The following is a 25712-nucleotide window of genomic DNA, read 5'->3' as shown; positions in this document are numbered from 1 at the left end:
TACAAAATGAGTTTAGTAAAATTAACCATTAAAGGGATATCGTATAGTCAAACTCAAAATGGAGCCTATGCTCTGATTTTGAATGAAGTGGATGGAGATAGAAAATTACCAATTGTAATCGGTGCATTTGAAGCGCAGTCAATTGCTATTGCCCTAGAAAAAGAAATAAAACCACCGCGTCCTTTAACACATGATTTGTTTAAAACCATCGCGGATAAGTATGATATTGTAATCAAACAAGTGATTATTCATAAATTGGTAGATGGTGTTTTTTATTCTAGCATCATTTGCGAAAGAGACGGGATTGAAGAAATAATTGATGCCCGAACGTCAGATGCTATTGCTTTGGCCTTACGATTTAACGCACCAATATTCACTTATAAAAACATCTTAGACAAAGCCGGAGTATTCTTAAATCTAAATACGCAAGAAGGCAATCCAGAAGATACCAACAACGATAACATTCTAACCGAACCAGAAACTTTTGGTGATGATAATGATGATTCACAAGGAACTTATTCCAAAAATACTTTAGAAGAATTACATACGTTGCTAGACGAAGCCATTCAAAACGAAGACTACGAAAAAGCAGCCATCATAAAAGAAGAAATCGATAAAAAAGAAAGTTAAAATATCAATCAATATACTACAAAATGAGCATAAAATTAAGATTAACAGTAATGAATTTTCTCCAGTTTTTTGTTTGGGGAGCATGGTTAATAACAGTTGCTAACTATTGGTTTGGTACAAAACAATGGGATGGTTCGCAATTTGGGGCCATATTTTCTACTATGGGAATTGCCTCTATTTTTATGCCAACATTATGTGGAATTATAGCTGATAGATGGCTAAATGCTGAAAAATTATACGGAATTTTACATGTTTTAGGAGGAATCACCTTGTTTTATGTGCCACAAATAACAAATCCTTCAGACTTTTTTTGGGTAATACTTGTAGCTATGATTTTTTATATGCCAACTATCGCATTATCTAACTCGGTTGCTTATAATGCCCTAAAAAATAATGGTTTGGATGTAGTAAAAGATTTTCCGCCAATTCGAGTTTGGGGAACAGTTGGTTTTATTGTAGCCATGTGGATTACAAACTTATCTGGCAATAAAGCATCTGAAAATCAGTTTTATATAGCAGCAATTGCAGCAATTATATTAGGTATTTATTCTTTTACGCTACCAAAATGCGAACCTCAAGGTAAAACTATTGAAAATAAATCTTTCTTAGATTTAATTGGATTAACTTCTTTTAAATTGTTAGCAGATTATAAATTAGCCTTATTTTTTGTTTTTAGTATGTTTTTAGGTGCAGCCTTACAACTTACTAATGCATATGGCGATGTGTTTTTAGATGAGTTTAAAAATCAACCACAATATGCAGATTCATTAGCAGTAAAATATTCTACTTTAGTAATGTCTATTTCTCAAATATCTGAAACATTGTTTATTTTAGCAATTCCTTTCTTCTTAAAACGTTTTGGAATTAAACAAGTAATGTTGTTTAGTATGATTGCTTGGGTACTACGTTTCGGATTATTTGCTTATGGAAATCCAGGTGATGGACTTTGGATGATTATATTATCATGTGTGGTTTACGGAATGGCATTTGATTTCTTTAATATCTCAGGTTCACTATTTGTAGAAACATCAACTGATTCTAAAATTCGTTCTTCTGCACAAGGTTTATTTATGATGATGACTAATGGGTTTGGAGCCGTTTTAGGAAGTGTTACTAGTGGGTTTATTATAGAAAAATACTTCACATCTGCTGAAGGTAAAGACTGGCACAACATTTGGCTAACTTTTGCGGGTTATGCCTTAGTTATTGCTATTGCTTTCGCAATTTTATTCAAACACAAACACGATCCAAAAGACGTAGAAGCGTTCAATCATTAAAATAGGTTACAGGTTTTGAAATGTTTTTACACTTCTAACTTCTAACTTCTAACTTCTAACTTTAATATGAAACAATACCACGATTTAGTAAAGCACGTATTAGAAAACGGAACTCAAAAAGGAGACCGTACTGGAACTGGAACTATTAGTGTTTTTGGTTACCAAATGCGTTTCGATTTAAGTGAAGGTTTTCCAATGGTAACGACCAAAAAACTACATTTAAAATCAATTATTCACGAATTATTGTGGTTTTTAAAAGGCGATACTAATATTGCTTATTTACAAGAAAATGGTGTAAAAATTTGGGATGCTTGGGCAGATGAAAATGGAAATTTAGGTCCGGTTTATGGACACCAATGGAGAAATTGGAACAGTGAAGAAATTGATCAAATTACAGAATTAATAGAAACTCTAAAAACCAATCCAAATAGCCGTAGAATGCTAATTTCGGCTTGGAATCCTTCGGTTTTACCAGATATTACTGTTTCTTTTTCAGAAAATGTAGCGAATGGAAAAGCAGCATTGCCGCCGTGTCACGCTTTCTTTCAGTTTTATGTTTCTGACGGAAAATTATCTTGTCAATTGTATCAACGTAGTGCCGATATTTTCTTAGGTGTGCCGTTCAATATCGCTTCATATGCATTGTTTACCATGATGGTAGCTCAAGTTTGCGGATTTGAAGCGGGTGAGTTTATTCATACTTTCGGAGACGCACATATTTACAACAATCATATTGAACAAGTCAATTTGCAATTGAGTCGTGAACCAAGAAAGCTTCCAATTATGAAATTAAATCCGAATGTAAAAAACATTTTCGATTTCACTTTTGACGATTTCACTTTGGAAGGCTACGAACCACACGAACACATTAAAGGAGCCGTTTCTGTTTAAAAAATAGGTACACAGATTTACGGATTTTTTTAGATTCTTTAAATCATTTCAATCTGCGTGAAAAATAAAAAATAATCCCATGCTAACACTAATCGCCGCAACATCCACAAATTATGCTTTAGGAAAAGACAACCAATTGGTTTGGCATTTACCTTTAGATTTTAAGCGTTTTAAAACCTTAACTTCAGAGCATTATATCATTATGGGAAGAAAAACGTTTGAAAGTTTTCCAAAACCCTTACCCAACAGAACACACGTTATTATTACTCGAAATAAAAATTACAATGCGCCAGAAGGTTGTATTGTAGTTTCAAGTTTAGAAAAAGCTATTGAGGTTTGTCCAAAAAACGAAGAAGTTTTTATTATCGGTGGAGGCGAAATATATAAGCAATCTATTGATATCGCTGATAAAGTTGAATTAACTCGAGTACATACCACAGTGGAAGCTGATACTTTTTTTCCAGAAATTGATCCCAAAAAATGGGAAGTTATTTTTGAAGAACATCATGAAAAAGACGAAAAACACGCTTTTGATTTTACTTTTTTAACCTATCAAAAAATAGATTCTAAATCTTAAATATTCAATTTGTTATCTTAATTGTTGATAGTCGCATTGATTTTTGAAATTGATAATGACTTGAATTTAAGAATTTTTATCCTACTTTTGTTGCACAAATAAATCATCATGTCAGAAACTATAAAACCATATCAAGATTCCGAAAAAGGTAAGAAAGAGCAAGTGGCTCAAATGTTTGATACCATTTCAGGAGAATATGACGGATTAAACAAAATAATTTCATTAGGTACTGACGCATCTTGGAAAAAGAAGATTTTGCAAATGGTAAAACTTCAAAATCCAACTTCTATTTTAGATATTGCTACAGGAACGGGTGATTTAGCGATATTGTTTGCAGAAACATCGGCAACAGAAATTATCGGTTTAGATATTTCTCAAGGCATGTTAGATATGGGTAAGAAAAAAATTGAAGCCAAAAATTTAACTTCAAAAATTCAAATGGTTTTAGGTGATGGAGAAAAAATTCCTTACGCTGATAATTATTTCGATGTTATTACAGTAGCTTACGGGGTGCGTAATTTTGAAAATTTAGAAACAGGACTTTCTGAAATTCTTCGTGTATTAAAGCCGAATGGTAGTTTTATTATTTTAGAAACTTCCGTGCCAACTAAATTTCCTTTTAAACAAGGGTATTATGTTTATACGAATTTCATCATGCCAACAATTGGAAAATTGTTCTCAAAAGACAAAGCAGCTTATAAATATTTGTCAAATTCAGCACAAAATTTCCCGTTTGGTGAAGTTTTGAACAATATTTTACGAAAAATTGGGTTTATAGATGTAAAGGACTTCCCTCAAACAATGGGAGTAGCTACAATTTATAAAGCTTCAAAAAAGTAAAACATGCAATTTAAATCTCTTTTTTTTATACTATTATTTACAATGAACTCTTTTGGTCAAGGAGGGATATTTGGTAAAAACCCAATTGTAAATCATGAAAATCATGACAAACAAAAAGTGCATTGGGGTTATTTTTTAGGTTTTAGTAGTTATAATTATAAATTTGATTATTTAACTGTTGGAAAAGATATTGAACTAAAACCTTCAACTGGTTTCAATGTGGGTTTAGTCGGTAACTTAAGAATAAGTGAATATTTTGATTTGCGTTTTGAACCTGGTTTTTATGCTACACAAAGAAATTTAACCTATCCAAATATTGAAGATAAAGTTGATAAATTAAGAGAAGTAAAAGCAGCTAACCTAAATTTTCCTTTATTATTGAAATATTCAGCTTTAAGAACAGGAAATGTGAGACCATTTTTACTAGGTGGTGTTTCTTCAACCTTAAATTTAGGAAGTAATGCTAAGGCTGAAGACGATAATTTTTCTAACAGATTTAGGGTTAAAACTTGGACGCAAAACTATGAAATTGGTTTTGGAATAGATATGTATTTAGAATATTTCAAATTTTCACCATCAATACGAGGTGTTTTTGGAATGAATGACGAATTAATTCGTGATAACGACCCAAATTCTCCTTGGACAGGAAACATTCAATCCATGAAAACCAGAGCGGTATTTGTGAATTTTACGTTTCATTAAGTCGCTGAATTTTAGCTATTTCTCTTAAATTCCGATAAAATTACAGCGGTTGCAGTTGCTACATTTAAACTTTCGGTTTGTTGCAAACTTCCAAATCTTGGAATCGAAATTTTCTGTGTCACCAAACTTTCAATTTCTTCAGAAATTCCATTCGCTTCATTACCCATTACAATAATTCCTTTTGCAGGTAAGCCTTGCTTGTAGATGTTTTCACCGTCCATGAAAGTTCCAAAAATTGCTACATCAGTTGCTTTTAAATAATTAGCTAAATTCGTGTATAAAACTTCAACGCGAGCTAAACTTCCCATTGTAGCTTGTACTACTTTCGGATTGTAAATATCAACTGTTTCTTCGGTACAAACAATTTTAGAAATGCCAAACCAATCGCACAATCTAATAATTGTACCCATGTTTCCCGGATCTTTAATATTATCTAAAGCCAATTCTAATCCAGAACTTGAATTCGAGCTCACTTCTTTTATTTTGAAAACCGCCAAACAATCATTTGCTGTGGTTAACGCCGATATTTTTTTTAGTTCACTATCCGAAATTAATTCAGAATCATATCTTGAATCAAACAAATTTGCTTTGGTCACAAATAAATGTTCCAAACTAAAATTAGCATCTATAAGTTCTTGAATTACTTTTTTTCCTTCTGCTATGAAAAGATTGTGTAACTTACGGTACTTTTTTTGCTGTAAACTATTAATTAGTTTGATTTGGTTTTTGCTAACCATAAAAAATTGTATTTTTGAATAAAAATTAGGCGTTTGAAGAATCTCACACCAAAAATAGCACTATTTTTTCTTTTTGGACTACTTTTTTACTCTTGTTCTGAAGTAAGAAAGCTCCAAAAGAAACAATTGCTTATCCACGATAACGAAATTATTGTAAATGACAAATCTACTAACTCGGAAGATTTGCACAATCAATTATATCAAAAACCCAACAGTAAATTATTGGGTTTTAAACCGCGTTTGCAATTATATAACTTAAGCAAAAAAAATGCGGACTCTTCCTATAATGCTTGGTTGCTAAAAAAACCAAATCGTATTAATAGAATGACCAAATTGTATTCTAAAAAACAAGTGAACCGTTTAGGTAAGTCGTTTTTGGTTTCAGGATACAGTAATTTTTTTAAAGAAATTGGTGAAGCACCATCCATTTTAGATACGTCTCGTGTTAAAAAATCAGAGAAAAGATTATATCAGTATCACGTTAATAGAGGTTTTTTTGATGCAAAACTATCTTCAAAAATTGATTCTTTAAAGAATCAGAAAGTAAAAATATCTTACCTTATAAATACAGGTAAGCCTTACATTATTGATAGTATTTTTCGAAATATCGAATCTCCAGTTGTGGATTCTATGTATGTTAGAATTTCCGACAAATCATTAGTTAAAAGTGGAGAAGCATTTAATGCCGAAAAAATTAGTAACGAGAAAAAAAGAATAACAACTGAATTCAGAAACAACGGATTGTATCATTTTCAAGAAAATTACATTAAAATACCTGATGCTGATACAATTGATAAACCAAAAAACACATTAAATATTACATTTAATATTGGAAATAGAATTGTTAAAAAAGGGGATTCAAGTTATACAGAGCCTTTTAAATTGTACAAAATCACTAAAGTCAACGTTTTTACAGACAAGCAAGTAAAAGAAAAAGCAGTTGGAATTGATAGTGTTTCGTACAAAAAATTTAATTTTTATAGTTCAGGAAAATTAAAATATAAACCAAAAGCATTAACTAACGCCATTTTTATAGAAGAAGGTAAATTGTTTAGCGATCAAGATAAAACATTGACCAGAAGTGCGTTATCTGGTTTAAAAGTGTTTTCTTATCCCCAAATTCAATACGTGGAAGATGCAAGTGGTAAAGGATTGATTGCAAATATTGTATTAACGCCCAAAAAAAAATATAATTTTATTGCAAAAGGAGATTTTACCCAATCCAATATCCAACAGTTTGGTATTTCTGGATTTACAGGTATTACATTTAGAAATTTATTTAAAGGAGCAGAAATTTTAGATTTTTCTATTCGAGGAAATTTAGGAGCTTCCAAAGATGCAAGTATAAAAAACAGTACAAACGCATTCTTTAATATTTTAGAATATGGTGGAGATGTAAAGCTGACTTTTCCTCGAATTTTCTTTCCAATCAACACAAAAAAAATTATTAAAAAGCAATCTATGCCTAGTACCTCCATTACTTTAGGGCTTTCAAAACAAACTAATATTGGTTTAGATAAAGAAAATTATAATGGAAGTTTCTATTACGATTGGGGATTAAATAAAGACGAAACCAAAAAATTCAAATTTGATTTGTTCAATTTGCAATTCGTTAGAAATTTAAATATTGATAATTATTTCAATGTGTATAATTATTCATATGATAGATTAAATGATCTAGCTCTAGTTTATAATACAAATGCCAATTTAAATATTGGTGGAGTTTTAGGAAATGATTTGTCATTTCCAGGAGCTGTTGAGTTTATTAATCAAGTAGGTTCGGGTAATATAAGTGTTGGTAATGAAGAAAATTTCAAAGCCATCAACATCATTGGCGAAAGAAGAAAACGTCTGATTGAAAATAATTTAATTTTATCATCTAGTTTTTCTTATAATTTAAGTACGAAAAGCAATTTTAATGATATACAATTTTATAATATTAAAGCAAAAGTTGAAAGTTCGGGAAATATATTAAATCTAATTGCCAAACAAAAAAACGAGCCATTTAGTGACAACAACAAACGAACTTTATTTGGCGTAGAATACGCACAATACATAAAAACAGAATTTGAATATATTAAACATTTACATTTGTATAAAAAGAGTTCATTGGCTTTCCGATTTTTTGGTGGAATAGCCGTTCCTTACGGGAATTCTAATTCTGTTCCGTTTTCACGAAGTTATTTTGCTGGTGGAAGTAATGATAATCGAGGCTGGCAAGCGTATTCATTAGGTCCAGGTGCCAGTAAAAGTGTCAATGATTTTAACGAAGCCAATTTGAAATTCTCCTTAAATTTAGAATATAGATTTAATATTTTCAATAGTTTAAACGGTGCATTATTTGCAGATTCAGGAAATATTTGGAATGTTTTTGATAATGTAGAAGACGAAAAACTAAAATTTAAAGGAGCAAAATCTATTCAAGAATTTGCTTTAGGAACAGGTTTCGGACTTCGTTACGACTTTGGTTTCTTCGTAGTTCGTGGCGATTTTGGTTTCAAAGCCTACAATCCTGCCAAAGAATATGCGGAAAGATGGTTTAAGTTTAAAGATATGAACTTATCTAAAACAGTTTTTAATATAGGTATCAATTATCCTTTCTAAAATTAATAAAATTATTACTTTTGTAAATCTAAACAACAACACTTAAATTATTTAAATAAAAAAACGCACTATGAGTCATACTATTAAACCAGGAGTAGCTACAGGAGATCAAGTTCAAGAAATTTTCCGATACGCAAAAGAAAAAGGTTTCGCTTTACCTGCAGTTAATGTTACAGGAAATAGCACTGTAAATGGTGTTTTAGAAACTGCAGCAAAATTAAATGCTCCAGTAATTATTCAGTTTTCTAATGGTGGTGGACAATTTAATGCAGGAAAAGGGTTGTCAAATGCTGGTGAAAAAGCAGCTATTTTAGGTTCGATTGCTGGCGCAATTCATGTACATACTTTAGCGGAAGCTTACGGTGCAACAGTGATTTTACATACTGACCATGCCGCTAAAAAAATATTACCTTGGATTGATGGTTTGTTAGATGCTTCTGAAAAACATTTCGCTGCAACAGGAAAACCATTATATTCTTCTCATATGATTGACTTGTCTGAAGAACCAATTGAAGAAAATATCGAACTTTGTAAACAATATCTAGCTCGTATGAGTAAAATGGATATGACGTTAGAAATCGAATTAGGTATTACAGGTGGTGAAGAAGACGGTGTAGACAACACGGATGTAGATAGCTCTAAGTTATACACGCAACCAGAAGAAGTTTCGTATGCATACGAAGAATTAATGAAAATTAGTCCGCGTTTTACAATTGCAGCTTCTTTCGGAAATGTTCACGGTGTTTACAAACCAGGAAACGTAAAATTAACGCCGAAAATCTTAAAAAATTCTCAAGAATTTGTTCAAAATAAATTCAATACAGGTTCAAATCCAGTGGATTTTGTTTTCCACGGTGGTTCAGGTTCAACTTTAGAAGAAATTAGAGAAGCTATTTCTTACGGGGTAATTAAAATGAATATTGATACTGATTTACAATTTGCTTTCACTGAAGGTGCTAGAGATTATATTGCTGCTAATATTGAGTACTTAAAAACTCAAATTGGAAATCCAGAAGGAAGCGAACTTCCTAATAAAAAATATTACGATCCAAGAAAATGGATTCGTGAAGGTGAATTAACTTTCAACAAAAGATTAGAACAGGCTTTCGCCGATTTAAATAACGTGAATACATTATAAGCAGGAAGTTTGACGTTTGAAACAGGAAGTTTATTCCGTATTCAAACTTCAAATCAAAAATTAAAATAAATTAAAAATAGTATGAAATTAGTAGTAACGAAGGCAACTTCTAACTTCTAACTTCCGACTTCTAACTTAATATTATGGCTTGGTTTAAAAGAAAAGAAAAAGGAATTACAACAGCGACTGAAGATAAAAAAGATGTTCCAAAAGGATTGTGGTATAAATCGCCTACTGGAAAAATTGTAGATTCTGACGAATTAGAAAGAAATTTATGGGTAAGCCCTGAAGATGATTATCATGTAAGAATAGGTAGTGCAGAATATTTTCAAATTTTATTCGACAATAATGAATTTACTGAATTAGATGCCAATTTAACATCTGTAGATTCTTTGAATTTTGTGGATACCAAAAAATACAGCGACCGTTTAAAAGAAGTTACAGAAAAAACAAAGTTAAAAGACGCTGTTAGAACAGCTGTAGGAAAATCTAAAGGTAACGACATCGTTATTTGTTGTATGGATTTTGCTTTTATTGGTGGTTCAATGGGTGCCGTTGTAGGTGAAAAAATAGCTCGTGGAATTAATTATTCGATGAAACATAAATTACCATTTGTAATGATTTCAAAATCGGGTGGAGCTCGTATGATGGAAGCAGCGCAATCGTTAATGCAATTAGCAAAAACGTCTGCAAAATTAGCGCAATTAGCAGATGCACAATTACCTTATATTTCTTTATGTACAGATCCAACAACTGGTGGAACTACGGCTTCTTATGCAATGTTAGGAGATATTAATATCGCGGAACCTGGAGCTTTAGTAGCTTTTGCTGGACCACGTGTAGTAAGAGATACTACTGGTAAAGATTTACCTGAAGGTTTTCAAACTTCTGAATTCTTATTAGATCACGGTTTCTTAGATTTCATTTCTCATAGAAAAGAATTAAAAGACAAAATTAATTTATATGTTGATTTAATCTTAAATCAAGACATTAGATAAAAATAAAAATCCCGATTTGAATTTCAAATCGGGATTTTTTTATAATTGTTTAGAAAATATTAGATTCCAAAAGCAGTTTTAATATCTGCTACTCTGTCTAATTTTTCCCAAGTGAATAATTCTACTTCAATAGTTTTTACTTCCCCATTTGGAGATTTAAACGTTTTAGTTACTACTTCATTTTTACGTCCCATGTGTCCGTAAGCAGCTGTTTCACTATAAATCGGAGTTCTTAATTTTAAGTTTTGCTCAATTGCGTAAGGTCTTAAGTCAAACAATTGCGCTACTTTATCAGAAATTTGAGAATCTAATAAACCATTATTAGCTGTTCCGTAAGTATTTACGTAAATGTTACATGGTTTTGCTACACCAATAGCATAAGAAACTTGTACTAAAACTTCACTAGCTACACCAGCAGCTACTAAGTTTTTAGCAATATGACGCGCAGCATAAGCAGCACTTCTATCTACTTTACTTGGGTCTTTTCCAGAAAAAGCTCCACCACCGTGAGCACCTTTTCCTCCGTAAGTATCCACAATAATTTTTCTACCCGTTAATCCAGTATCTCCATGTGGTCCTCCAATTACGAATTTTCCAGTTGGATTAATGTGGTACTCAATTTTATCATTAAATAAATGCGCGTATTGAGGATATTTAGCTAAAATTCTAGGAATTAAGATTTCAATAATGTCTTTCTTGATTTTTGCTAACATAGAAGTTTCTTCATCGAAATCATCATGCTGCGTTGAAACTACAATTGAGTCAATTCTAACAGGAATGTTATCGTCGTTATATTCTAAAGTTACTTGAGATTTTGCATCTGGACGTAAATAAGTAATAGCCGAATTCTCTCTTCTTAATTCTGCTAATTCTTGTAATAATTTATGAGCTAAATCTAATGCTAATGGCATTAAATCAACTGTTTCGTTTGTAGCGTAACCAAACATAATTCCTTGGTCACCCGCTCCTTGTGCGTTAGCTTTTGATTCGAAATCAGTTGCTGCAGCTCTATCAACACCTCTGTTAATATCGTCAGATTGATCGTGAATAGCAGATAAAACACCACAAGAATTCGCTTCAAACATGTATTCGCTTTTTGTATAACCAATTTTCTTGATTACATCACGTGCAATAGTTTGAACATCTAAATAAGTTGTTGACTTAACTTCACCAGCCAAAATTACTTGCCCAGTTGTTACTAAAGTTTCACAAGCTACTTTTGACGCTGGGTCAAATGCTAAAAAGTTGTCAATTAATGCATCACTAATTTGATCTGCAATTTTATCTGGATGTCCTTCACTCACAGATTCCGACGTAAATAAATATGCCATAATTATAAAAATAAATTATATAAATAATAAACGAAAAAATTGCAGGGAAATACTAAAGAAGGGTTTCTGCTTTAGCATTTTTTTAATACCGAAATAATTTCAGTATCAAGAGGTTGCAATCAGTTCAAATTTTTCCTCTTTTAATTCTGGTGCAAATTTACTAATTAGTTTTATAAAATCTAATAAATATTTTTTTTATTTTTTTAAAACCAAATTTTAAATCTTTTCGTAAGTGTTATAGGATAAAAAATAATAATTATAAAAGAAGAATAATGAAAAAGTTTGTTGTAATGTTGGGGTTAATTTTTTTTAGTCAAATTTCTTTTGCAATGGATGGAGACAAGTCCCTGTTAATTAAAGCGAAAGAATTAATTAAAAATGAAAATTTTTCTGAGGCCATTCCATTGTTAAAATTGTATGTAAAGAATTTAGACGAATCAACTTCAAAAGAAGCGTATTTAGAATTAGCGAATATTTATTTTAGTTTAAAGAATAAAACGGAAACGCTTAAAAATATAAAATTAGCTATTAGTAAAGCTGGTTTAACGGAAGAAGAGTTTGTTTATACTGGTGTTTTAAACGCAGAAGTTTCTAATTTTGTGTGGCAATATTTTTATGAAAACTATGATAATTTAAGAAAAGACTATTTGAAAAAGAATAAATAGGATAGAAGTTTTTATGTAATTAAAAAATCTAATAAATATATTTTTATTAGATTTTTTTTCTAAATTTTAATTTTAAATTAATAAAATTTAGATAATTTAACTACAAAATTTATTTTATTAGAAAATTATTCTATTTTTGCCTCGTTAAAAAACAACAACATGCAAGTAAGAAATAATAAAATGATGATGCAAATGATGATGTGGAAAATTTCCGCAGGGTATTCTATTTGTTAAATCTAAAAACAATAATATAAATAGACCTCTGCTTTTGTAGAGGTTTTTTTTTGTCTAAACGTAAAACACACACACACAACATGCAACTTGAAACATTATTAGCTAATATAGCACAACATTCCAATTTAGTCGACGCTTATGGTGCAACCCATTTGCCCATTTACAATACGGCAACTTTTGATCAAAAAAGACAATTTCCAAATAATAAAAACTACGATTATTCTAGAACAGATAATCCAACCCGAAACGCTTTAGAAGATATTTTTGCCTTAGCAGAAAACGGCTCCGGATGCGTTTGCACGAATACGGGTGTTTCTGCATTGGCATTATTATTCGATACGGTTTTAAAATCTGGCGACACCATTTTAGTGGAAAGAGATTGCTATGGTGGAACGTACAGATTGTTGTCAATTTTATTAGAAAAATACGATGTAAAAACTTGTTATGCAGATTTTACAGATTTATCTGAAGTGGAAATTGCTTTGCAACAAAACGAAATTAAATTAATTTTATGCGAATCACCAACGAATCCAAGTTTAAAGATTGTGGATTTGAAATCGGTTGCCGAACTAAGTAAAAAACACAATACTTTATTTGCAGTAGATAATAGTATGGCTACATTCGCCTCGCAAAAACCTTTAGATTTAGGTGCGGATTTTTCTTTGTTTTCTGCAACGAAATTTATTTCTGGTCACGGAAGTGTTGTGGCTGGAGCGATTGTAGCCAAAACAGAACATTGGTCAGAACGATTGAATTATTTCTCCAATGCACACGGAAGAGCACAAAGTCCTTTTGATGTGTTTTTAGTGTCGTTGGGCTTGCCAACTTTGGTTTACAGAATGAAAACACAAGAACAAAGCGCCATTCAACTTTCAGAATTTTTAAATACACTTTCAGATGTTATTGATGTGAAATTTCCAGGATTGCCATTGCATCCCCAATATGAATTGGCAAAAAGTCAAATGAAAATTATTCCTTCGGTATTAACCATAACATTAAAATCAGCAGAAAAAGCAGAACAATTAATTCAAAACACGAAATTATTCGGAGAAAAAGTGTCTTTCGGTACTTCCGATTCTCGTTTAGAAATCCCTTCAAAAATGAGTCATGCCACCTATTCAGAAGAAGATTTGAAAAAAATTGGATTAACGCATGCAACAGTCAGAATTTCAGTCGGATTGGAAAATATTGACGATTTAATTGCAGATATTCAGCAAGCCTTAAAAGTAGAAACGAGTAAATGTGTTTAGTTATGAGTAATGAAGTGATTAGTGACTATTTTTGTAAAATTCCTTGTGGAGAAAATATCCCTTTGTATAATCCACATTCGGTTTCAGTGAGTTTGCCAAAAATTCAAGATGTGATTGATTATGAAGAAGGAAAATCGGAAGTGATTGATAAAATGAAATCGGGCTATCCACGTTTTTTTCAAAATCAATTTGTGAAACAATTGACGCAATTTATAAAAGAAAAATATCGTATATCGGATGAAGAAAAACTAATTCCAATTGTTTCCATTCATGCTAAAAATATAATTGAAAACGTTTTTAATGTTGCTTTAAATTGTGTAGAAGACAAGAATAAAAATGTATTTTTAATTATAGATTCCAATGATAAAAATACCAAAAAATATACCGATTTTATCCGAAATACAGGATTAATTATTAGTTCTAGAAAAGCAGAAGCAACTTTATATGAATTGAATTTAATTGATTCCATATTTGAAGAAGAAAATGTTTCCGAAATTCAAGCGATTTCCAATATTGATAACACATTGAGTAAAGCTTACGGAACTTCTTCAGAGAAAATTATTCTATCAAATTGCGGAATGAATGCTTTATTTGCGGCAACTGAAACGTTAGTTGCTGTTCAAAAAGAATTCGGAAAAACTAAAATTGTACAATTAGGTTGGTTGTATGTCGATACGATGGAAATTATCGAAAGAAAAGAAAATTCTCACGTTCAAATTAATATTTTCGATTTAATTCAACTTGAAAATTGGCTAGAAAAAAATCAAGAAAATGTAGCTGTTCTTATTACTGAAGTAGTAAGTAATCCGCTTTTACAATGTGTAGATTTGCCAAGATTGTATGAAATTTGTTCGCGTTTTTCAATTAAATTAATTGTAGATAACACATTAGCAACGCCTTTTTGTGTAGATGTTTTACCGTTTTGCGATTTGGCTGTAGAAAGTTTAACTAAGTTCGCTTGCGGTAATGCCGATTTGCTTTTTGGAGCTATTATAGTAAAAGATGAAAGTTTATTTCCGCTGCTTAATGAAAATGTAATTCCACCTTTCGAAGGTGAAATCAAAAGATTGGGTTTTGAAATTTTAGAGTATGAAAATCGAGTTCGTATAATTTCAGAAAATACGATTTTGCTTTATAATTTTCTAAAAACACAACCCAAAGTGCTTGAAATTAAAAGTGTCTTTCATAAAGCTAGTTCCGAGAATTTTTCTAAAATCCAAAAAGGAAATAATGTTCCAGGATTATTGTCCGTGGTTTTTGATAAAGATTTAGCCTTTTATTACGACAAATTACAAGTAGCAAAAGGTCCAAGTTTAGGAACGGAATTTACATTAGCAATGCCGTACGTATATCTAGCGCATTATGAGTATTTGAAGTCGGAAATGGGTTTGCATGTGTTGAAAAAATTAGGTATAAATCCGAATTTATTACGCATCTCTGTTGGTACAGAACCAATTGAAAATATTATCAAAGCTTTCCAATTGGTTTTGGAATAAGTTAAAAAATTAGAATCGAATCTTTAAAAAGAAAAATAATCTATTAAAAATATATTTATAAATTATATTTTCATTAAAAAGAATAATTAATAACAAAATATAGAAAATTAATCTATAAAAATTGGTTTTAAAGAAAATTAATCTATCTTTGCCCCATAAATAATAAGAAAATGATATTTACAGTTTGCAATATGTGTTGTTGTATGGGGAAAATTTCCACAGAGCTGCCTATTGCCTAATTTTAAATTTTTAAAATAGCTAAAAGCCTCTGTTTCGCAGAGGCTTTTTTTATATCCAATACTTAAATAAATACAAAAATAAAATGATTTCAAATTCAATACAAAATACAGTTTCAACTTCAGCTTGTTGTGCGTGCTTTCTTAAAAAGGAGCCGTAACACTGTATTTGTATATATCAAAACACTAGTATGAGCTCCTTCAATTTGAAGGAGCTTTTTTTATTTAAACTAAAATCAAAATGCAAGAAAATTTATTAAAAATAGTAGCAGAAAGTAAAACGTTGGAAGAAAAACTAAAACAAATATCCAATTTAATTCAAGGAAAAATAGTTTTTTCAACGAGTTTCGGAATCGAAGATCAAGTCATTTCTCACGCTATTTATTCACAAAACATTAAAAATATCGAAGTGTTTACTTTAGATACAGGCCGACTTTTCCCAGAAACCTATTCCGTTTGGGATAAAACGCAATTGCAATACAATACAAAAATTAAGGCTTACTATCCGAATTCAGATTCCATTGAAAAATATATCAACGAAAACGGAATTAACGCTTTTTATAATTCAGTAGAGTTAAGAAAAGAATGCTGTTCCATTCGAAAAGTTGAACCTTTAAATCGAGCTTTAGTTGGAGCTTCTATTTGGATTACAGGTCTACGAGCGGAACAATCGAATAATCGAAATTCAGTAAAAGAAATTGAATGGGACGAAGAAAAACAACTATACAAATTCAATCCTTTATTAAACTGGACAACAGATGAAGTAATCGAATATTTAAAACAAAACGCAGTGCCATATAATCTTTTACATAACGAAGGATTTGTCAGTATAGGCTGCGCACCGTGTACAAGAGCTATCAATCCGGGTGACGATTTCAGAGCCGGCCGCTGGTGGTGGGAAGATCAATCTAAAAAAGAATGTGGATTACATAAATAAATTAAAGAGAAGGTAAATCAACTTGAAACCTGAAACAAAAACAACTTGAAACAAAAAACAAATGAGTCAAAAACATAATTATTTAGAACAATTAGAAAACGAAGCGATTTATATTCTTCGTGAAACAGCCGCACAATTTGAAAAACCTGCCTTGCTTTTTTCTGGCGGAAAAGATTCAATCGTGTTGGTACATCTTGCACTAAAAGCTTTTCGTCCTGGGAAATTTCCTTTTCCATTGGTACATATTGATACAGGTCATAATTTTCCTGAAGCTCTCGAATTCAGAGATTATTTGGCGAATCAAATTGGCGAAAAACTAATCGTAGCTTCAGTGGAAGACAGCATTAAAAAATACAATTTGAAAGAAACTGCTGGTCGTTTTCCTTCAAGAAATGCGCTACAAACCTACGCGCTTTTAGATGCGATCGAAGAAAATGAATTTGATGCCTGTATTGGTGGCGCTCGACGCGATGAAGAAAAAGCCAGAGCAAAAGAACGTATTTTTTCAGTTCGAGACGATTTCGGACAATGGGATCCAAAATTACAACGTCCAGAATTATGGGATATTTTAAACGGAAAAGTAAAAAAAGGGCATAATGTTCGCGTGTTCCCAATCAGCAATTGGACAGAATTAGACGTGTGGAATTACATTCAGAAATATAACATCGAATTACCAAGTTTATATTTTGCTCATGAAAGGGAATGTATCGTCCACCAAGATAAATTGGTGGCGACTTCAAAATTCATCCAGCCTTTAGAAAACGATACGGTTGTGGTGGAAAAAGTACGATACAGAACGGTTGGCGACATGACATGTACAGCAGCAGTTCCTTCCGAAGCCGCTACAATTCAAGATATAATTGACGATATCATTCAAACCAGAGTCAGTGAAAGAGGACAAACTCGATTAGACGATCAATTATCTGAAGCGGCCATGGAAGACAGAAAAAAACAAGGATATTTCTAGTAATGACAACTCGTGAGTTGTCACAATTAATAAAAAACAAAAGAAAATGAACACATTACGATTTATAACAGCAGGAAATGTAGATGACGGTAAAAGCACTTTAATAGGTCGTCTTTTATATGATTCCGATAGTATTCACACCGATCAATTGGGCGTTTTGAAAAAGCAAACGAAACAAGAAGGTGTGGATATCGATTTGTCACTAATTACCGACGGACTAAGAGCAGAACGCGAACAAGGAATTACAATTGATGTAGCCTATAAATATTTCTCGACTAAGAAAAGAAAATTTATCATCGCCGATGCGCCAGGTCATGAACAATATACCAGAAATATGATAACTGGTGCTTCCAATTCCGATTTGATTATCATTTTAGTCGATGCACGAAAAGGGATTACAGAACAAACAAAACGTCATGCGAGTATTGGTTCGCTAATGGGAATTAAAAAAGCAATTATCGCCATCAATAAAATCGATTTACTAAATTATTCTGAAGCCACTTTCAATCAAATTAAAGCTGATTTCGAAAGTATTAAGTCCGAATTAAATTTCAATGAAATTCATTACATTCCAGTAAGTGCTTTGGTTGGCGATAATATTGTAACGAAATCTGAAAACACAGCTTGGTACGAAGGAAAAGCGTTGTTAGAAACTTTAGAATCTATTGAAGTAGAAACGACAGAAGATTTAGCATCTCGATTTCAAGTGCAATGGGTAATTCGTCCAAAAGAGGAAGCTTATCACGATTATCGCGGTTATGCTGGTTTGGTTTTAAGTGGAAATTATAAAGTTGGCGATACAGTAATTATTTTGCCAGCGAATATGGCAACTAAAATTATAAAAATTGAGAAGAATTTAGAAAGCATTCAAGTAGCGAAAGCTGGCGATAATATTGTATTACATTTTGAAAATAATATTGATATTAGTCGTGGTGATTCTGTCGTTTTATACCATCAATTACCAATAGAATCTACTCAAATTAATTCTTGGATTTCTTGGTTAGACAACACGCCATTACAGGTAGGAAAAACCTATTTGTTGCAACACCGATTTAAAAATGTTCGCGTGAAAATTCAAGAAGTCAACCAAAAATGGAACATCAACGATTGGGAATTTACCAACGAAACAGAAATAAAATTAAATGACATCGCTCAAATTAGGTTGCGTACAAATCAGCCTTTGTTTTATGATACTTTTGATAAAAATCCGAAATCAGGAAATGCGATTCTAATTGATGAAACGAGTAATAATACGGTTGGCGCCTTAATGTTTTTATAATATGTCATATTCCATTTACATCAGAAATCAGGAAAGAGCCAAAAGCCCAATCAATAAAAGACAAGTCGAAAAATGGGTGGATGAGTTAATTAATTGGCTGTTCGATATCAGTCAAGAATATTCTAATTACCGATTTTTTCAGAATAAAGAAAAGTTGATTCAATTAAAGTTACAAGACATTTTAGCAAAAGTTACGGATGATACGAATCAAGTTTTAGTGAATTCAAATTATTTTTTCGATAGTCTAGAGCAAATTCATTTTGTTCTGATTAACGATTTAGAAACCATCATAAATTTTGATCCAGCTGCAAAATCTAAAGAAGAAGTTTTAATCGCTTATCCAGGTTTTTTTGCCATTACGGCTTACAGAATTGCGAATATTTTTTGGAAACTAGATATTCCCATTATTCCAAGAATTATTACAGAATATGTGCATAGCAGAACTGGAATCGATATTCATCCAGGAGCAGAAATAGGAGAGAATTTTTTCATCGATCACGGAACAGGAATCGTAATCGGAGAAACCACCAAAATCGGAAATAATGTAAAAATTTATCAAGGTGTCACACTCGGAGCTTTATCGGTTTCAAAAGATAATGCTTCAGCAAAAAGACATCCAACCATTGAAAACAATGTAACGATTTATGCAAATGCTACAATTTTGGGAGGAAATACTACAATCGGAGTCAGTTCAGTAATCGGAGGAAATGTTTGGTTAACACATTCTGTTCCGGAAAATTCTTTGGTATATCATAAAAGTGAAATCGAAATCAAAAAGAAAAGCGAGTTTCCAGAAGCTCTAAATTATGTGATTTAATTAAATCAAAACAAGTAAAATAACACAATTAAAATAAAACAAAATGAAGACAAATAATATATTAGAAACCATAGGAAATACACCAGTAGTAAAGATCAATAAACTTTATGGTGCAAATAAAAATGTATGGATTAAATTAGAAAGAACGAATCCAGGAAATAGCATAAAAGACAGAATTGCTTTAGCGATGATTGAAGATGCAGAAGCTAAAAATTTATTAAATCCAAATAGCGTAATTATTGAACCTACTTCAGGAAATACTGGAATTGGATTAGCATTAGTTGCAGCTGTAAAAGGTTATAAAGTAATTTTGGTAATGCCAGAATCGATGAGTGTTGAACGTAGAAAATTAATGGAAATTTACGGAGCAGAATTCGATTTAACACCACGCGAAAAAGGAATGAAAGGCGCTATAGAAAGAGCTGCCGAATTAGTTGCTGAAACACCAAATTCATGGTCGCCCTCACAGTTTAAAAACCCAGCTAATGTAGTAGTGCATCAAAGAACCACAGCGCAAGAAATTTTAAACGATTTTCCAAACGGATTAGATTATATCATCACTGGAGTAGGAACGGGCGGACATATTTCAGGAGTGGCTAAAGTGGTAAAAGCAAAGTTTCCAAATGTAAAAATCATTGCAGTGGAACCAGAGTTATCACCCGTTTTAAGTGGCGGAAGTCCAGCTCCACATCCAATACAAGGAATTGGTGCCGGTTTTGTTCCAGAAAATTACCACAGCGATTTAATTGATGAGGTCATTCAAGTGTCAAAAGAAGAAGCTTTCGAATACACCAGAAATATTGCCAAACAAGAAGGAATTTTAGTAGGAATTTCAACGGGAGCTTCATTAGCAGCCGTAGCCAAAAAAGTAGCGTCATTACCAGATGATGCTGTAGTTCTAACCTTTAATTATGATACTGGCGAACGCTATCTTTCTATAGAAGGTTTGTTCTAAAAATCAATAATTTATCGTAGAAATTGTATTTCGATTTGACTCGGAACAGCCCTTTCTACGCCTAATTTTAAAATAATTATGATACAAATTAACAAAAAAGGGAAAGTGATTTTGGCAGGAGCCGGCCCTGGTGATCCCGATTTAATAAGTTTAAAAGCCTTAAAATATTTGCAAACTGCCGATGTGATTTTAACCGACCGATTGGTTTCTCCAATTTTAATTGAACAATATGCTCGCAAAGAGGCAGAAGTCATTTACGTGGGAAAACAATGTTCAAAAGGCATTTGGACACCACAAAGCGATATCAATGAACTTATTGTCGAATTCGCTTTGCAAGGAAAATTAGTACTGCGATTAAAAGGTGGCGATGCGACTTTATTTTCAAATGTGTTAGATGAATTGCAAGCGGTTAAAAAACATGAAATTCCTTATGAAATTATTCCTGGAATTTCCGCAGCTTTTGGTGCCGCAGCTTATACCGGAATTCCACTAACCGCAAGAGGTTTTTCACGAGGTGTCCGATTTTTAACGCTTTACGATTTGGATAAAGTGGGAAGTCATCAATGGCAAGATTGGGCCACAACGGAAGATACTTTAGTTTTTTATATGAGCGGACAACGGTTAGATTTCTTAACCAAACAACTGCTAAAACAGGAAATTAGTTTAGAAAAAGGTTTAGCTGTCGTGCAACAAGCGACTACACCCAATCAAAAAACAAATGTGTTTTCTTTTGAGGATATTCAATCAAAATCGTTACCCGAATTTGAATTTGTACCCACTTTATTAATCATAGGAAAAGTAGTGAATTTACACGAACAATATACGTGGTTCACAGAAAAAAACATAGTAGAATCTTATTTCGATAATCATAAAAATAGTTACAAAAATGCTGTCTGAAACAAAACTATCATTATTACAACAATTAGCACAAAATGCTTCAAAAGAAGAAATTATCTGGACAAAAGGCTATTTAACTGGTTTTTTAGATCGAGTGGAATTGTTAGGCGGAACTACTGAAGGCAATACTCTTACTCCGGTAGCAGTAAAACCTCTTATTGTTTATGGAACGGAAACTGGAAATTCTAAAAAAGTAGCTTCTAATTTATTGGCGACTTTCAAAAAGAATAAAATTCAAGCGAAAGCGATTGACGTTTTTCAATATGATGTAGCAAAATTGGAAAAAGAAAGTTTGGTTTTGTTTGTCATGAGTACGCAAGGTGAAGGCGAATTCCCTCAAAATGCCATTCCGTTTTACGAAAAATTAAAAGCATCAAATGCGAATTTAAGTAAGGTTTCTTTTGCCGTTTTAGGACTTGGAGATTCATCTTATCCCTTATTTTCAAATGCAGGAATTTTATTAGATGAAGTTTTAGCAGAAAAAGGGGCGAAACGCTTGTTACCATTAGTGAAAGCGGATGTAGATTTTGCAGAAACAGTTTCGATTTGGGAAAGTGATTTACAAAAAGCCTTTCAAAATATTGGTTCAAATGTTACGAATGAAGTAAAACCAACAAGTGCAACAGTTTCTTCAGCTAAGAAAAATTACTTAGGAAAAATTAGTCATAAAGTCGTGCTGAATGATGTAGGTTCGAACAAAGAAACGTATCATATCGAAATTGAATCGGATGAGGAAATTAGTTACGAACCTGGCGATGCTTTAGGTATTTTTCCGAAAAATAAAGAAGCAGAAATTCAAGCCATTGCCACGTATTTTAAGGAAGAAAATTATTCCATTCTTGCCGATAAAAATATTCGAGGTTTGTCAAAAAAATCACTAGAAGCTTTTTCAAAGTTGTTTGAAATTGAAATTATCGAAGAGAAAGCAAATCTGTTAGATATCATCCAAAAATACAATCCTAAAAAGGTAAAATTAGAAGAAGTGATTGCTTTGCTTTTGCCAATTTCACCTCGATTGTATTCGATTTCTTCGTCTTCGGAAGCGCATGACGGACAAGTACATCTAACCGTAAGTCTGAATAAGTTTAAAGTGAATGATGAGATAAAGTCTGGTTTAGCATCAGAATTTTTAGCCGATTTTCCTCTCGATGAACAATTGGAATTTTACATTCATAAAAATCAAAATTTCCGATTACCAAAAGAAGAAACAGATATTATTATGATCGGTCCAGGAACTGGAATTGCACCTTTCAGAAGTTTTCTAGCAGAAAGAGATGTAACAGGAGCCGAAGGCAAAAATTGGCTGTTTTTTGGTGAACAACATTTTGTCTTAGATTTTTATTATCAAACCGAAATCCAAGAATGGCTAACTACAGGTGTGTTAACCAAATTAGATACAGCTTTTTCAAGAGATCAAGAACGAAAAATTTACGTACAAGACAGAATTCGAGAAAAAGCAAAAGAGTTTAATAATTGGTTACAAAACGGAGCCAGTATTTACATCTGCGGACAAAAAAATCCAATGAGTCAAGATGTAGAAAATGCGATTGTTGAGGTTATTGCAAAAGAGCGAAATATCTCAGAAAGTGAAGCCAAACAAATTTTGGAGGAATTAGAAAATCAAGGAAAATATCAAAAAGACGTGTATTAAAAATTAGTTTCAAGTTTCAAGTTCATTTAGTTTCAAGTTGAATATCGTAATAAAAAATCTAACAGATTTTAACAACCTGAAACCTGAAACCTGAAACAAAAAATTAAAACCTGAAACAAAAAACAAAAACAATGAGCGAAAAATTATCAGCAGTAGAACATATAAAGACCAAAAGTGAGGGTCTTAGAGGAACATTAAAAGAAAGTATCGATTTAGATAATCATACAGGAAATGTGCGTCCGGATGACGAAACTTTAGTGAAGTTTCACGGCATGTACGTGCAAGACGACCGCGACCGAAGAGCAGAAAGAGCCGCCAAAAAATTAGACAAATTATATTCTTTTATGATTCGTTTGAGAATTCCTGGTGGTGTAATTTCAGCGGAACAATGGATTGCCACGCACGAAATTTCGGAACAATTCGGAACAGGAACTTTAAAAATTACAACGCGTCAAACGGTGCAATTACATGGTTTGTTAAAACACCAATTACGACCAACAATTCAAGCTTTTAACACGGCAAAATTAGATTCCATTGCCGCGTGTGGCGACGTAAATAGAAATGTGATTGTGAGTTCACATCCGCAAATTTCAGCGATTCATCAACAAATTTATGAGTATGCTGATAAAATTTCAACTTTGCTTTTGCCTAAAACGCAATCGTATTATGAAGTTTTTATCGACGGTGAAAAAATTTATGAACGTTCTTCGGAAGCGGATCCGCTTTATGAAGACCGCTATTTGCCAAGGAAGTTCAAAATCGCCATCGCCATTCCGCCAAGTAATGATGTGGATGTGTTTACGAACGATATCGGATTAATTGCCATTATCGAAAACGATGTATTGAAAGGATTCAACATCGCAATTGGTGGTGGTTTGGCTACAACTCACGGAAATCCAAATACTTATTCTCGTTTGGGTAGTATTATTGGTTTTACAGATACAGAAGAAAAAACGCTAAAAGCCGTGTACGAAATTTTAACCGTGCAACGTGATTTCGGAAATCGTGTCGACAGAAAATTATCTCGATTGAAATATACAGTCGATAAATTAACTGTAGAAGGTTTCAAAAAAGAATTGGAAAGTCGCATCGGATTCCAATTCGAACCAGAAAGAAAATACACATTCACAGAACGAAGCGACCGTTTTGGTTGGGAACAAAATCACCAAAGAAAATGGTTTTATACGTTGTTTATAGAACACGGAGTGGTAAAACCGGAACAGAAACAATTTTTGTACGAATTGGCGCAATTGGATGTTAATAATTTCATCTTTTCAGGAAATCAAAATCTGATTTTAGGCGAGATTGAAGAAAGCAATAAATCAAAAGTAGAAGCTTTGTTGTTGCAACACAATATTGAAAAACAAGTTAGTGCTTTACGTAAAAATTCTATGGCGTGTGTGGCTTTACCAACTTGTCCGTTAGCCTTAGCGGAAGCCCAACGTTATTTGCCAGAATTAGTAACCAAGGAGAATTCAATAACTTAATGCAACAAATGATAATTTTTATCTTTGTTGAATTATGGAAAAAAAGCACAAACGACTTACACTAAATGAACGCATTATTATTGAGACTTTACTCAATGAAAATAAGTCTAAAAGTTATATTGCAAAGCATCTAAATAGAAATCGTTCTACTATTACTCGAGAAATAAATAGTTGGATGCACAAACCAACCGATAAATACAATGCAACTTTAGCAGATTTCTTTGCAAAAGAAGAGTATTTAAACAAAAGAAATCTTGATAAAATAAATACTCATAAAAAACTTAAACTATTTGTTTACAGAGGCTTATTATGTGGTTTTTCGCCAGAACAAATTGCTGGAAGAATTAAAATTGATTATCCTAACAATAGTATTATGACAATCTCTCATGAAGCAATTTATCAGCATATTTATAAACATAGACAGTCAAGATTAGGCAAAAAACTCATACAACTTCTACCCTATCATCATTCCAAAAGAAGATACAATAGAAAAGGTGGAAAAAACAAAATACGAATCAAAGACCAAGTAAATATTAGCCAAAGACCCAACAGTGTTGAGTTACGAAACGAAGTTGGACATTGGGAAGGAGATCTAATGATTGGTGTAGGACAAAAAAGTGCCATCGGAACAATTGTAGAAAGAAAAACAAGATATGTTTTCATTATTAAATTAGAAAATAGAAAATCCGAAACCGTGACACAACAATTTGCAAAACACTTGAAAACACTACCCAAATACACTGTAAAATCAATGACTTACGACAACGGAATGGAAATGGCAAATCACAAATGGCTATCAAATAACACTGGAATGGATATATATTTTGCTAATCCTTATTCTTCCTGGGAACGTGGAACTAACGAAAACACGAACGGTTTAATTAGGCGTTTTTTCCCTAAAGGAACTGATTTTAACACCATAACAAACAAACAACTAAAACATGCTGAATTAACTCTAAACAATAGACCTAGAAAGGTTTTAGGGTACAAAACACCTCAAGAAAAAATGAATCAAGAAATCACTAACTATATAGCATAAATCAAGCCTATTTCGGAAATAACTTTTGGTCAATTAAAAAGACCAAAAAAGTTATTCTGAAATTAGACAAAATGAAA

General features: G+C 32.2%; 23 protein-coding genes. 21 read left to right on the top strand and 2 right to left on the bottom strand.

The window, feature by feature from the left end; all coding sequences use genetic code 11:
- The first annotated feature begins 6 nt into the window (after nucleotides 1-6).
- The 6 genes from UEQ13_RS07940 to porT all read left to right on the top strand — a co-directional run bounded on the left by UEQ13_RS07940 (nucleotide 7) and on the right by porT (nucleotide 4917).
- Nucleotides 7-630, top strand: coding sequence for a bifunctional nuclease family protein (locus tag UEQ13_RS07940; RefSeq protein WP_329805818.1), 624 nt, complete (start codon nucleotides 7-9; stop codon nucleotides 628-630).
- A 23-nt stretch (nucleotides 631-653) separates the two neighbouring features.
- On the top strand, nucleotides 654-1907 hold the full coding sequence (locus UEQ13_RS07935; RefSeq protein ID WP_329805817.1) for a nucleoside permease: 1254 nt from the start codon (nucleotides 654-656) through the stop codon (nucleotides 1905-1907).
- Between the two features lie 66 nt (nucleotides 1908-1973).
- Nucleotides 1974-2798 carry a thymidylate synthase gene (locus UEQ13_RS07930; RefSeq protein WP_329805816.1) on the top strand — a complete coding sequence of 275 codons (825 nt, stop codon included), beginning with the start codon at nucleotides 1974-1976 and terminating at the stop codon, nucleotides 2796-2798.
- A 79-nt stretch (nucleotides 2799-2877) separates the two neighbouring features.
- Nucleotides 2878-3375 carry a dihydrofolate reductase gene (locus UEQ13_RS07925; protein ID WP_329805815.1) on the top strand — a complete coding sequence of 166 codons (498 nt, stop codon included), beginning with the start codon at nucleotides 2878-2880 and terminating at the stop codon, nucleotides 3373-3375.
- A gap of 108 nt (nucleotides 3376-3483) precedes the next feature.
- Nucleotides 3484-4215, top strand: a complete 732-nt coding sequence (gene ubiE, locus UEQ13_RS07920) for a bifunctional demethylmenaquinone methyltransferase/2-methoxy-6-polyprenyl-1,4-benzoquinol methylase UbiE (protein WP_329805814.1) — start codon at nucleotides 3484-3486, stop codon at nucleotides 4213-4215.
- 3 nt (nucleotides 4216-4218) lie between these two features.
- Nucleotides 4219-4917: a type IX secretion/gliding motility protein PorT/SprT gene (gene porT / locus UEQ13_RS07915; RefSeq protein ID WP_456237520.1), complete on the top strand. Its 699-nt coding sequence runs from the start codon at nucleotides 4219-4221 to the stop codon at nucleotides 4915-4917.
- 11 nt (nucleotides 4918-4928) lie between these two features.
- On the opposite strand, the gene UEQ13_RS07910 is transcribed toward porT, so the two are convergent.
- A complete protein-coding gene (locus UEQ13_RS07910; RefSeq protein WP_329805812.1) occupies nucleotides 4929-5654 on the bottom strand; it encodes a TrmH family RNA methyltransferase in 726 nt (241 codons plus the stop codon).
- A 33-nt stretch (nucleotides 5655-5687) separates the two neighbouring features.
- Between UEQ13_RS07910 and tamL the strand changes: the two genes are divergently transcribed.
- The 3 genes from tamL to accD all read left to right on the top strand — a co-directional run bounded on the left by tamL (nucleotide 5688) and on the right by accD (nucleotide 10394).
- Entirely contained in the window at nucleotides 5688-8258 is a 2571-nt protein-coding gene (gene tamL, locus UEQ13_RS07905) for a translocation and assembly module lipoprotein TamL (protein WP_456237519.1), read from the top strand.
- 70 nt (nucleotides 8259-8328) lie between these two features.
- Nucleotides 8329-9396: a class II fructose-bisphosphate aldolase gene (fbaA, locus tag UEQ13_RS07900; protein WP_329805810.1), complete on the top strand. Its 1068-nt coding sequence runs from the start codon at nucleotides 8329-8331 to the stop codon at nucleotides 9394-9396.
- Nucleotides 9397-9539: 143 nt separating this feature from the next.
- Complete coding sequence (gene accD / locus UEQ13_RS07895; protein ID WP_329805809.1) at nucleotides 9540-10394, top strand: acetyl-CoA carboxylase, carboxyltransferase subunit beta; 855 nt, start codon at nucleotides 9540-9542, stop codon at nucleotides 10392-10394.
- A gap of 59 nt (nucleotides 10395-10453) precedes the next feature.
- Here accD and metK read toward each other — a convergent pair whose 3' ends face one another.
- Entirely contained in the window at nucleotides 10454-11725 is a 1272-nt protein-coding gene (gene metK / locus UEQ13_RS07890) for a methionine adenosyltransferase (protein ID WP_329805808.1), read from the bottom strand.
- A 272-nt stretch (nucleotides 11726-11997) separates the two neighbouring features.
- Here metK and UEQ13_RS07885 point away from each other — a divergent pair, with 272 nt between their 5' ends.
- The 12 genes from UEQ13_RS07885 (at nucleotide 11998) to UEQ13_RS07830 (ending at nucleotide 25635) form a co-directional block, all read left to right on the top strand.
- Complete coding sequence (locus UEQ13_RS07885; protein WP_329805807.1) at nucleotides 11998-12390, top strand: hypothetical protein; 393 nt, start codon at nucleotides 11998-12000, stop codon at nucleotides 12388-12390.
- Between the two features lie 314 nt (nucleotides 12391-12704).
- Nucleotides 12705-13874 (top strand): trans-sulfuration enzyme family protein, encoded by a 1170-nt coding sequence (locus UEQ13_RS07880; RefSeq protein ID WP_329805806.1) that lies wholly within the window; start codon nucleotides 12705-12707, stop codon nucleotides 13872-13874.
- Entirely contained in the window at nucleotides 13865-15370 is a 1506-nt protein-coding gene (locus UEQ13_RS07875) for a PLP-dependent transferase (protein ID WP_329805805.1), read from the top strand. The genes UEQ13_RS07880 and UEQ13_RS07875 overlap by 10 nt, the downstream gene beginning before the upstream one ends.
- Before the next feature lie 477 nt (nucleotides 15371-15847).
- Complete coding sequence (locus UEQ13_RS07870; protein WP_407934654.1) at nucleotides 15848-16543, top strand: phosphoadenylyl-sulfate reductase; 696 nt, start codon at nucleotides 15848-15850, stop codon at nucleotides 16541-16543.
- Between the two features lie 61 nt (nucleotides 16544-16604).
- Entirely contained in the window at nucleotides 16605-17510 is a 906-nt protein-coding gene (gene cysD / locus UEQ13_RS07865) for a sulfate adenylyltransferase subunit CysD (protein ID WP_329805804.1), read from the top strand.
- A 46-nt stretch (nucleotides 17511-17556) separates the two neighbouring features.
- Entirely contained in the window at nucleotides 17557-18789 is a 1233-nt protein-coding gene (locus UEQ13_RS07860) for a sulfate adenylyltransferase subunit 1 (protein WP_329805803.1), read from the top strand.
- A gap of 1 nt (nucleotide 18790) precedes the next feature.
- Nucleotides 18791-19606, top strand: coding sequence for a serine O-acetyltransferase EpsC (gene epsC, locus UEQ13_RS07855; protein ID WP_166130676.1), 816 nt, complete (start codon nucleotides 18791-18793; stop codon nucleotides 19604-19606).
- 43 nt (nucleotides 19607-19649) lie between these two features.
- Nucleotides 19650-20561 (top strand): cysteine synthase A, encoded by a 912-nt coding sequence (gene cysK, locus UEQ13_RS07850; protein ID WP_329805801.1) that lies wholly within the window; start codon nucleotides 19650-19652, stop codon nucleotides 20559-20561.
- A gap of 78 nt (nucleotides 20562-20639) precedes the next feature.
- Nucleotides 20640-21458 carry a uroporphyrinogen-III C-methyltransferase gene (gene cobA / locus UEQ13_RS07845; RefSeq protein WP_329805800.1) on the top strand — a complete coding sequence of 273 codons (819 nt, stop codon included), beginning with the start codon at nucleotides 20640-20642 and terminating at the stop codon, nucleotides 21456-21458.
- A complete protein-coding gene (locus UEQ13_RS07840) occupies nucleotides 21448-23109 on the top strand; it encodes a diflavin oxidoreductase (RefSeq protein ID WP_329805798.1) in 1662 nt (553 codons plus the stop codon). Before cobA ends, UEQ13_RS07840 begins: the two co-directional genes overlap by 11 nt.
- Before the next feature lie 110 nt (nucleotides 23110-23219).
- Nucleotides 23220-24596 (top strand): NADPH-dependent assimilatory sulfite reductase hemoprotein subunit, encoded by a 1377-nt coding sequence (locus UEQ13_RS07835; RefSeq protein ID WP_329806026.1) that lies wholly within the window; start codon nucleotides 23220-23222, stop codon nucleotides 24594-24596.
- Nucleotides 24597-24630: 34 nt separating this feature from the next.
- On the top strand, nucleotides 24631-25635 hold the full coding sequence (locus UEQ13_RS07830; protein ID WP_329805797.1) for an IS30 family transposase: 1005 nt from the start codon (nucleotides 24631-24633) through the stop codon (nucleotides 25633-25635).
- The last annotated feature ends 77 nt before the right edge of the window (nucleotides 25636-25712 follow it).

The organism is Flavobacterium facile (genome assembly GCF_036321945.1).
In the GTDB taxonomy this organism is placed as follows: Bacteria; Bacteroidota; Bacteroidia; order Flavobacteriales; family Flavobacteriaceae; genus Flavobacterium; species Flavobacterium facile.
Note: the sequence above shows the minus strand (reverse complement) of the source record. Positions and strands in the feature narration are given on the sequence as shown.

What these genes read in the sequence shown, in the direction of transcription:
- UEQ13_RS07940 (WP_329805818.1), top strand. Translation starts at nt 7, where the DNA reads ATGAGTTTAGTAAAATTAACCATTAAAGGGATATCGTATAGTCAAACT.
- UEQ13_RS07935 (WP_329805817.1), top strand. Translation starts at nt 654, where the DNA reads ATGAGCATAAAATTAAGATTAACAGTAATGAATTTTCTCCAGTTTTTT.
- UEQ13_RS07930 (WP_329805816.1), top strand. Translation starts at nt 1,974, where the DNA reads ATGAAACAATACCACGATTTAGTAAAGCACGTATTAGAAAACGGAACT.
- UEQ13_RS07925 (WP_329805815.1), top strand. Translation starts at nt 2,878, where the DNA reads ATGCTAACACTAATCGCCGCAACATCCACAAATTATGCTTTAGGAAAA.
- ubiE (WP_329805814.1), top strand. Translation starts at nt 3,484, where the DNA reads ATGTCAGAAACTATAAAACCATATCAAGATTCCGAAAAAGGTAAGAAA.
- porT (WP_456237520.1), top strand. Translation starts at nt 4,219, where the DNA reads ATGCAATTTAAATCTCTTTTTTTTATACTATTATTTACAATGAACTCT.
- UEQ13_RS07910 (WP_329805812.1), bottom strand. Translation starts at nt 5,654, where the DNA reads ATGGTTAGCAAAAACCAAATCAAACTAATTAATAGTTTACAGCAAAAA.
- fbaA (WP_329805810.1), top strand. Translation starts at nt 8,329, where the DNA reads ATGAGTCATACTATTAAACCAGGAGTAGCTACAGGAGATCAAGTTCAA.
- accD (WP_329805809.1), top strand. Translation starts at nt 9,540, where the DNA reads ATGGCTTGGTTTAAAAGAAAAGAAAAAGGAATTACAACAGCGACTGAA.
- metK (WP_329805808.1), bottom strand. Translation starts at nt 11,725, where the DNA reads ATGGCATATTTATTTACGTCGGAATCTGTGAGTGAAGGACATCCAGAT.
- UEQ13_RS07885 (WP_329805807.1), top strand. Translation starts at nt 11,998, where the DNA reads ATGAAAAAGTTTGTTGTAATGTTGGGGTTAATTTTTTTTAGTCAAATT.
- UEQ13_RS07880 (WP_329805806.1), top strand. Translation starts at nt 12,705, where the DNA reads ATGCAACTTGAAACATTATTAGCTAATATAGCACAACATTCCAATTTA.
- UEQ13_RS07875 (WP_329805805.1), top strand. Translation starts at nt 13,865, where the DNA reads ATGTGTTTAGTTATGAGTAATGAAGTGATTAGTGACTATTTTTGTAAA.
- UEQ13_RS07870 (WP_407934654.1), top strand. Translation starts at nt 15,848, where the DNA reads ATGCAAGAAAATTTATTAAAAATAGTAGCAGAAAGTAAAACGTTGGAA.
- cysD (WP_329805804.1), top strand. Translation starts at nt 16,605, where the DNA reads ATGAGTCAAAAACATAATTATTTAGAACAATTAGAAAACGAAGCGATT.
- UEQ13_RS07860 (WP_329805803.1), top strand. Translation starts at nt 17,557, where the DNA reads ATGAACACATTACGATTTATAACAGCAGGAAATGTAGATGACGGTAAA.
- epsC (WP_166130676.1), top strand. Translation starts at nt 18,791, where the DNA reads ATGTCATATTCCATTTACATCAGAAATCAGGAAAGAGCCAAAAGCCCA.
- cysK (WP_329805801.1), top strand. Translation starts at nt 19,650, where the DNA reads ATGAAGACAAATAATATATTAGAAACCATAGGAAATACACCAGTAGTA.
- cobA (WP_329805800.1), top strand. Translation starts at nt 20,640, where the DNA reads ATGATACAAATTAACAAAAAAGGGAAAGTGATTTTGGCAGGAGCCGGC.
- UEQ13_RS07840 (WP_329805798.1), top strand. Translation starts at nt 21,448, where the DNA reads ATGCTGTCTGAAACAAAACTATCATTATTACAACAATTAGCACAAAAT.
- UEQ13_RS07830 (WP_329805797.1), top strand. Translation starts at nt 24,631, where the DNA reads ATGGAAAAAAAGCACAAACGACTTACACTAAATGAACGCATTATTATT.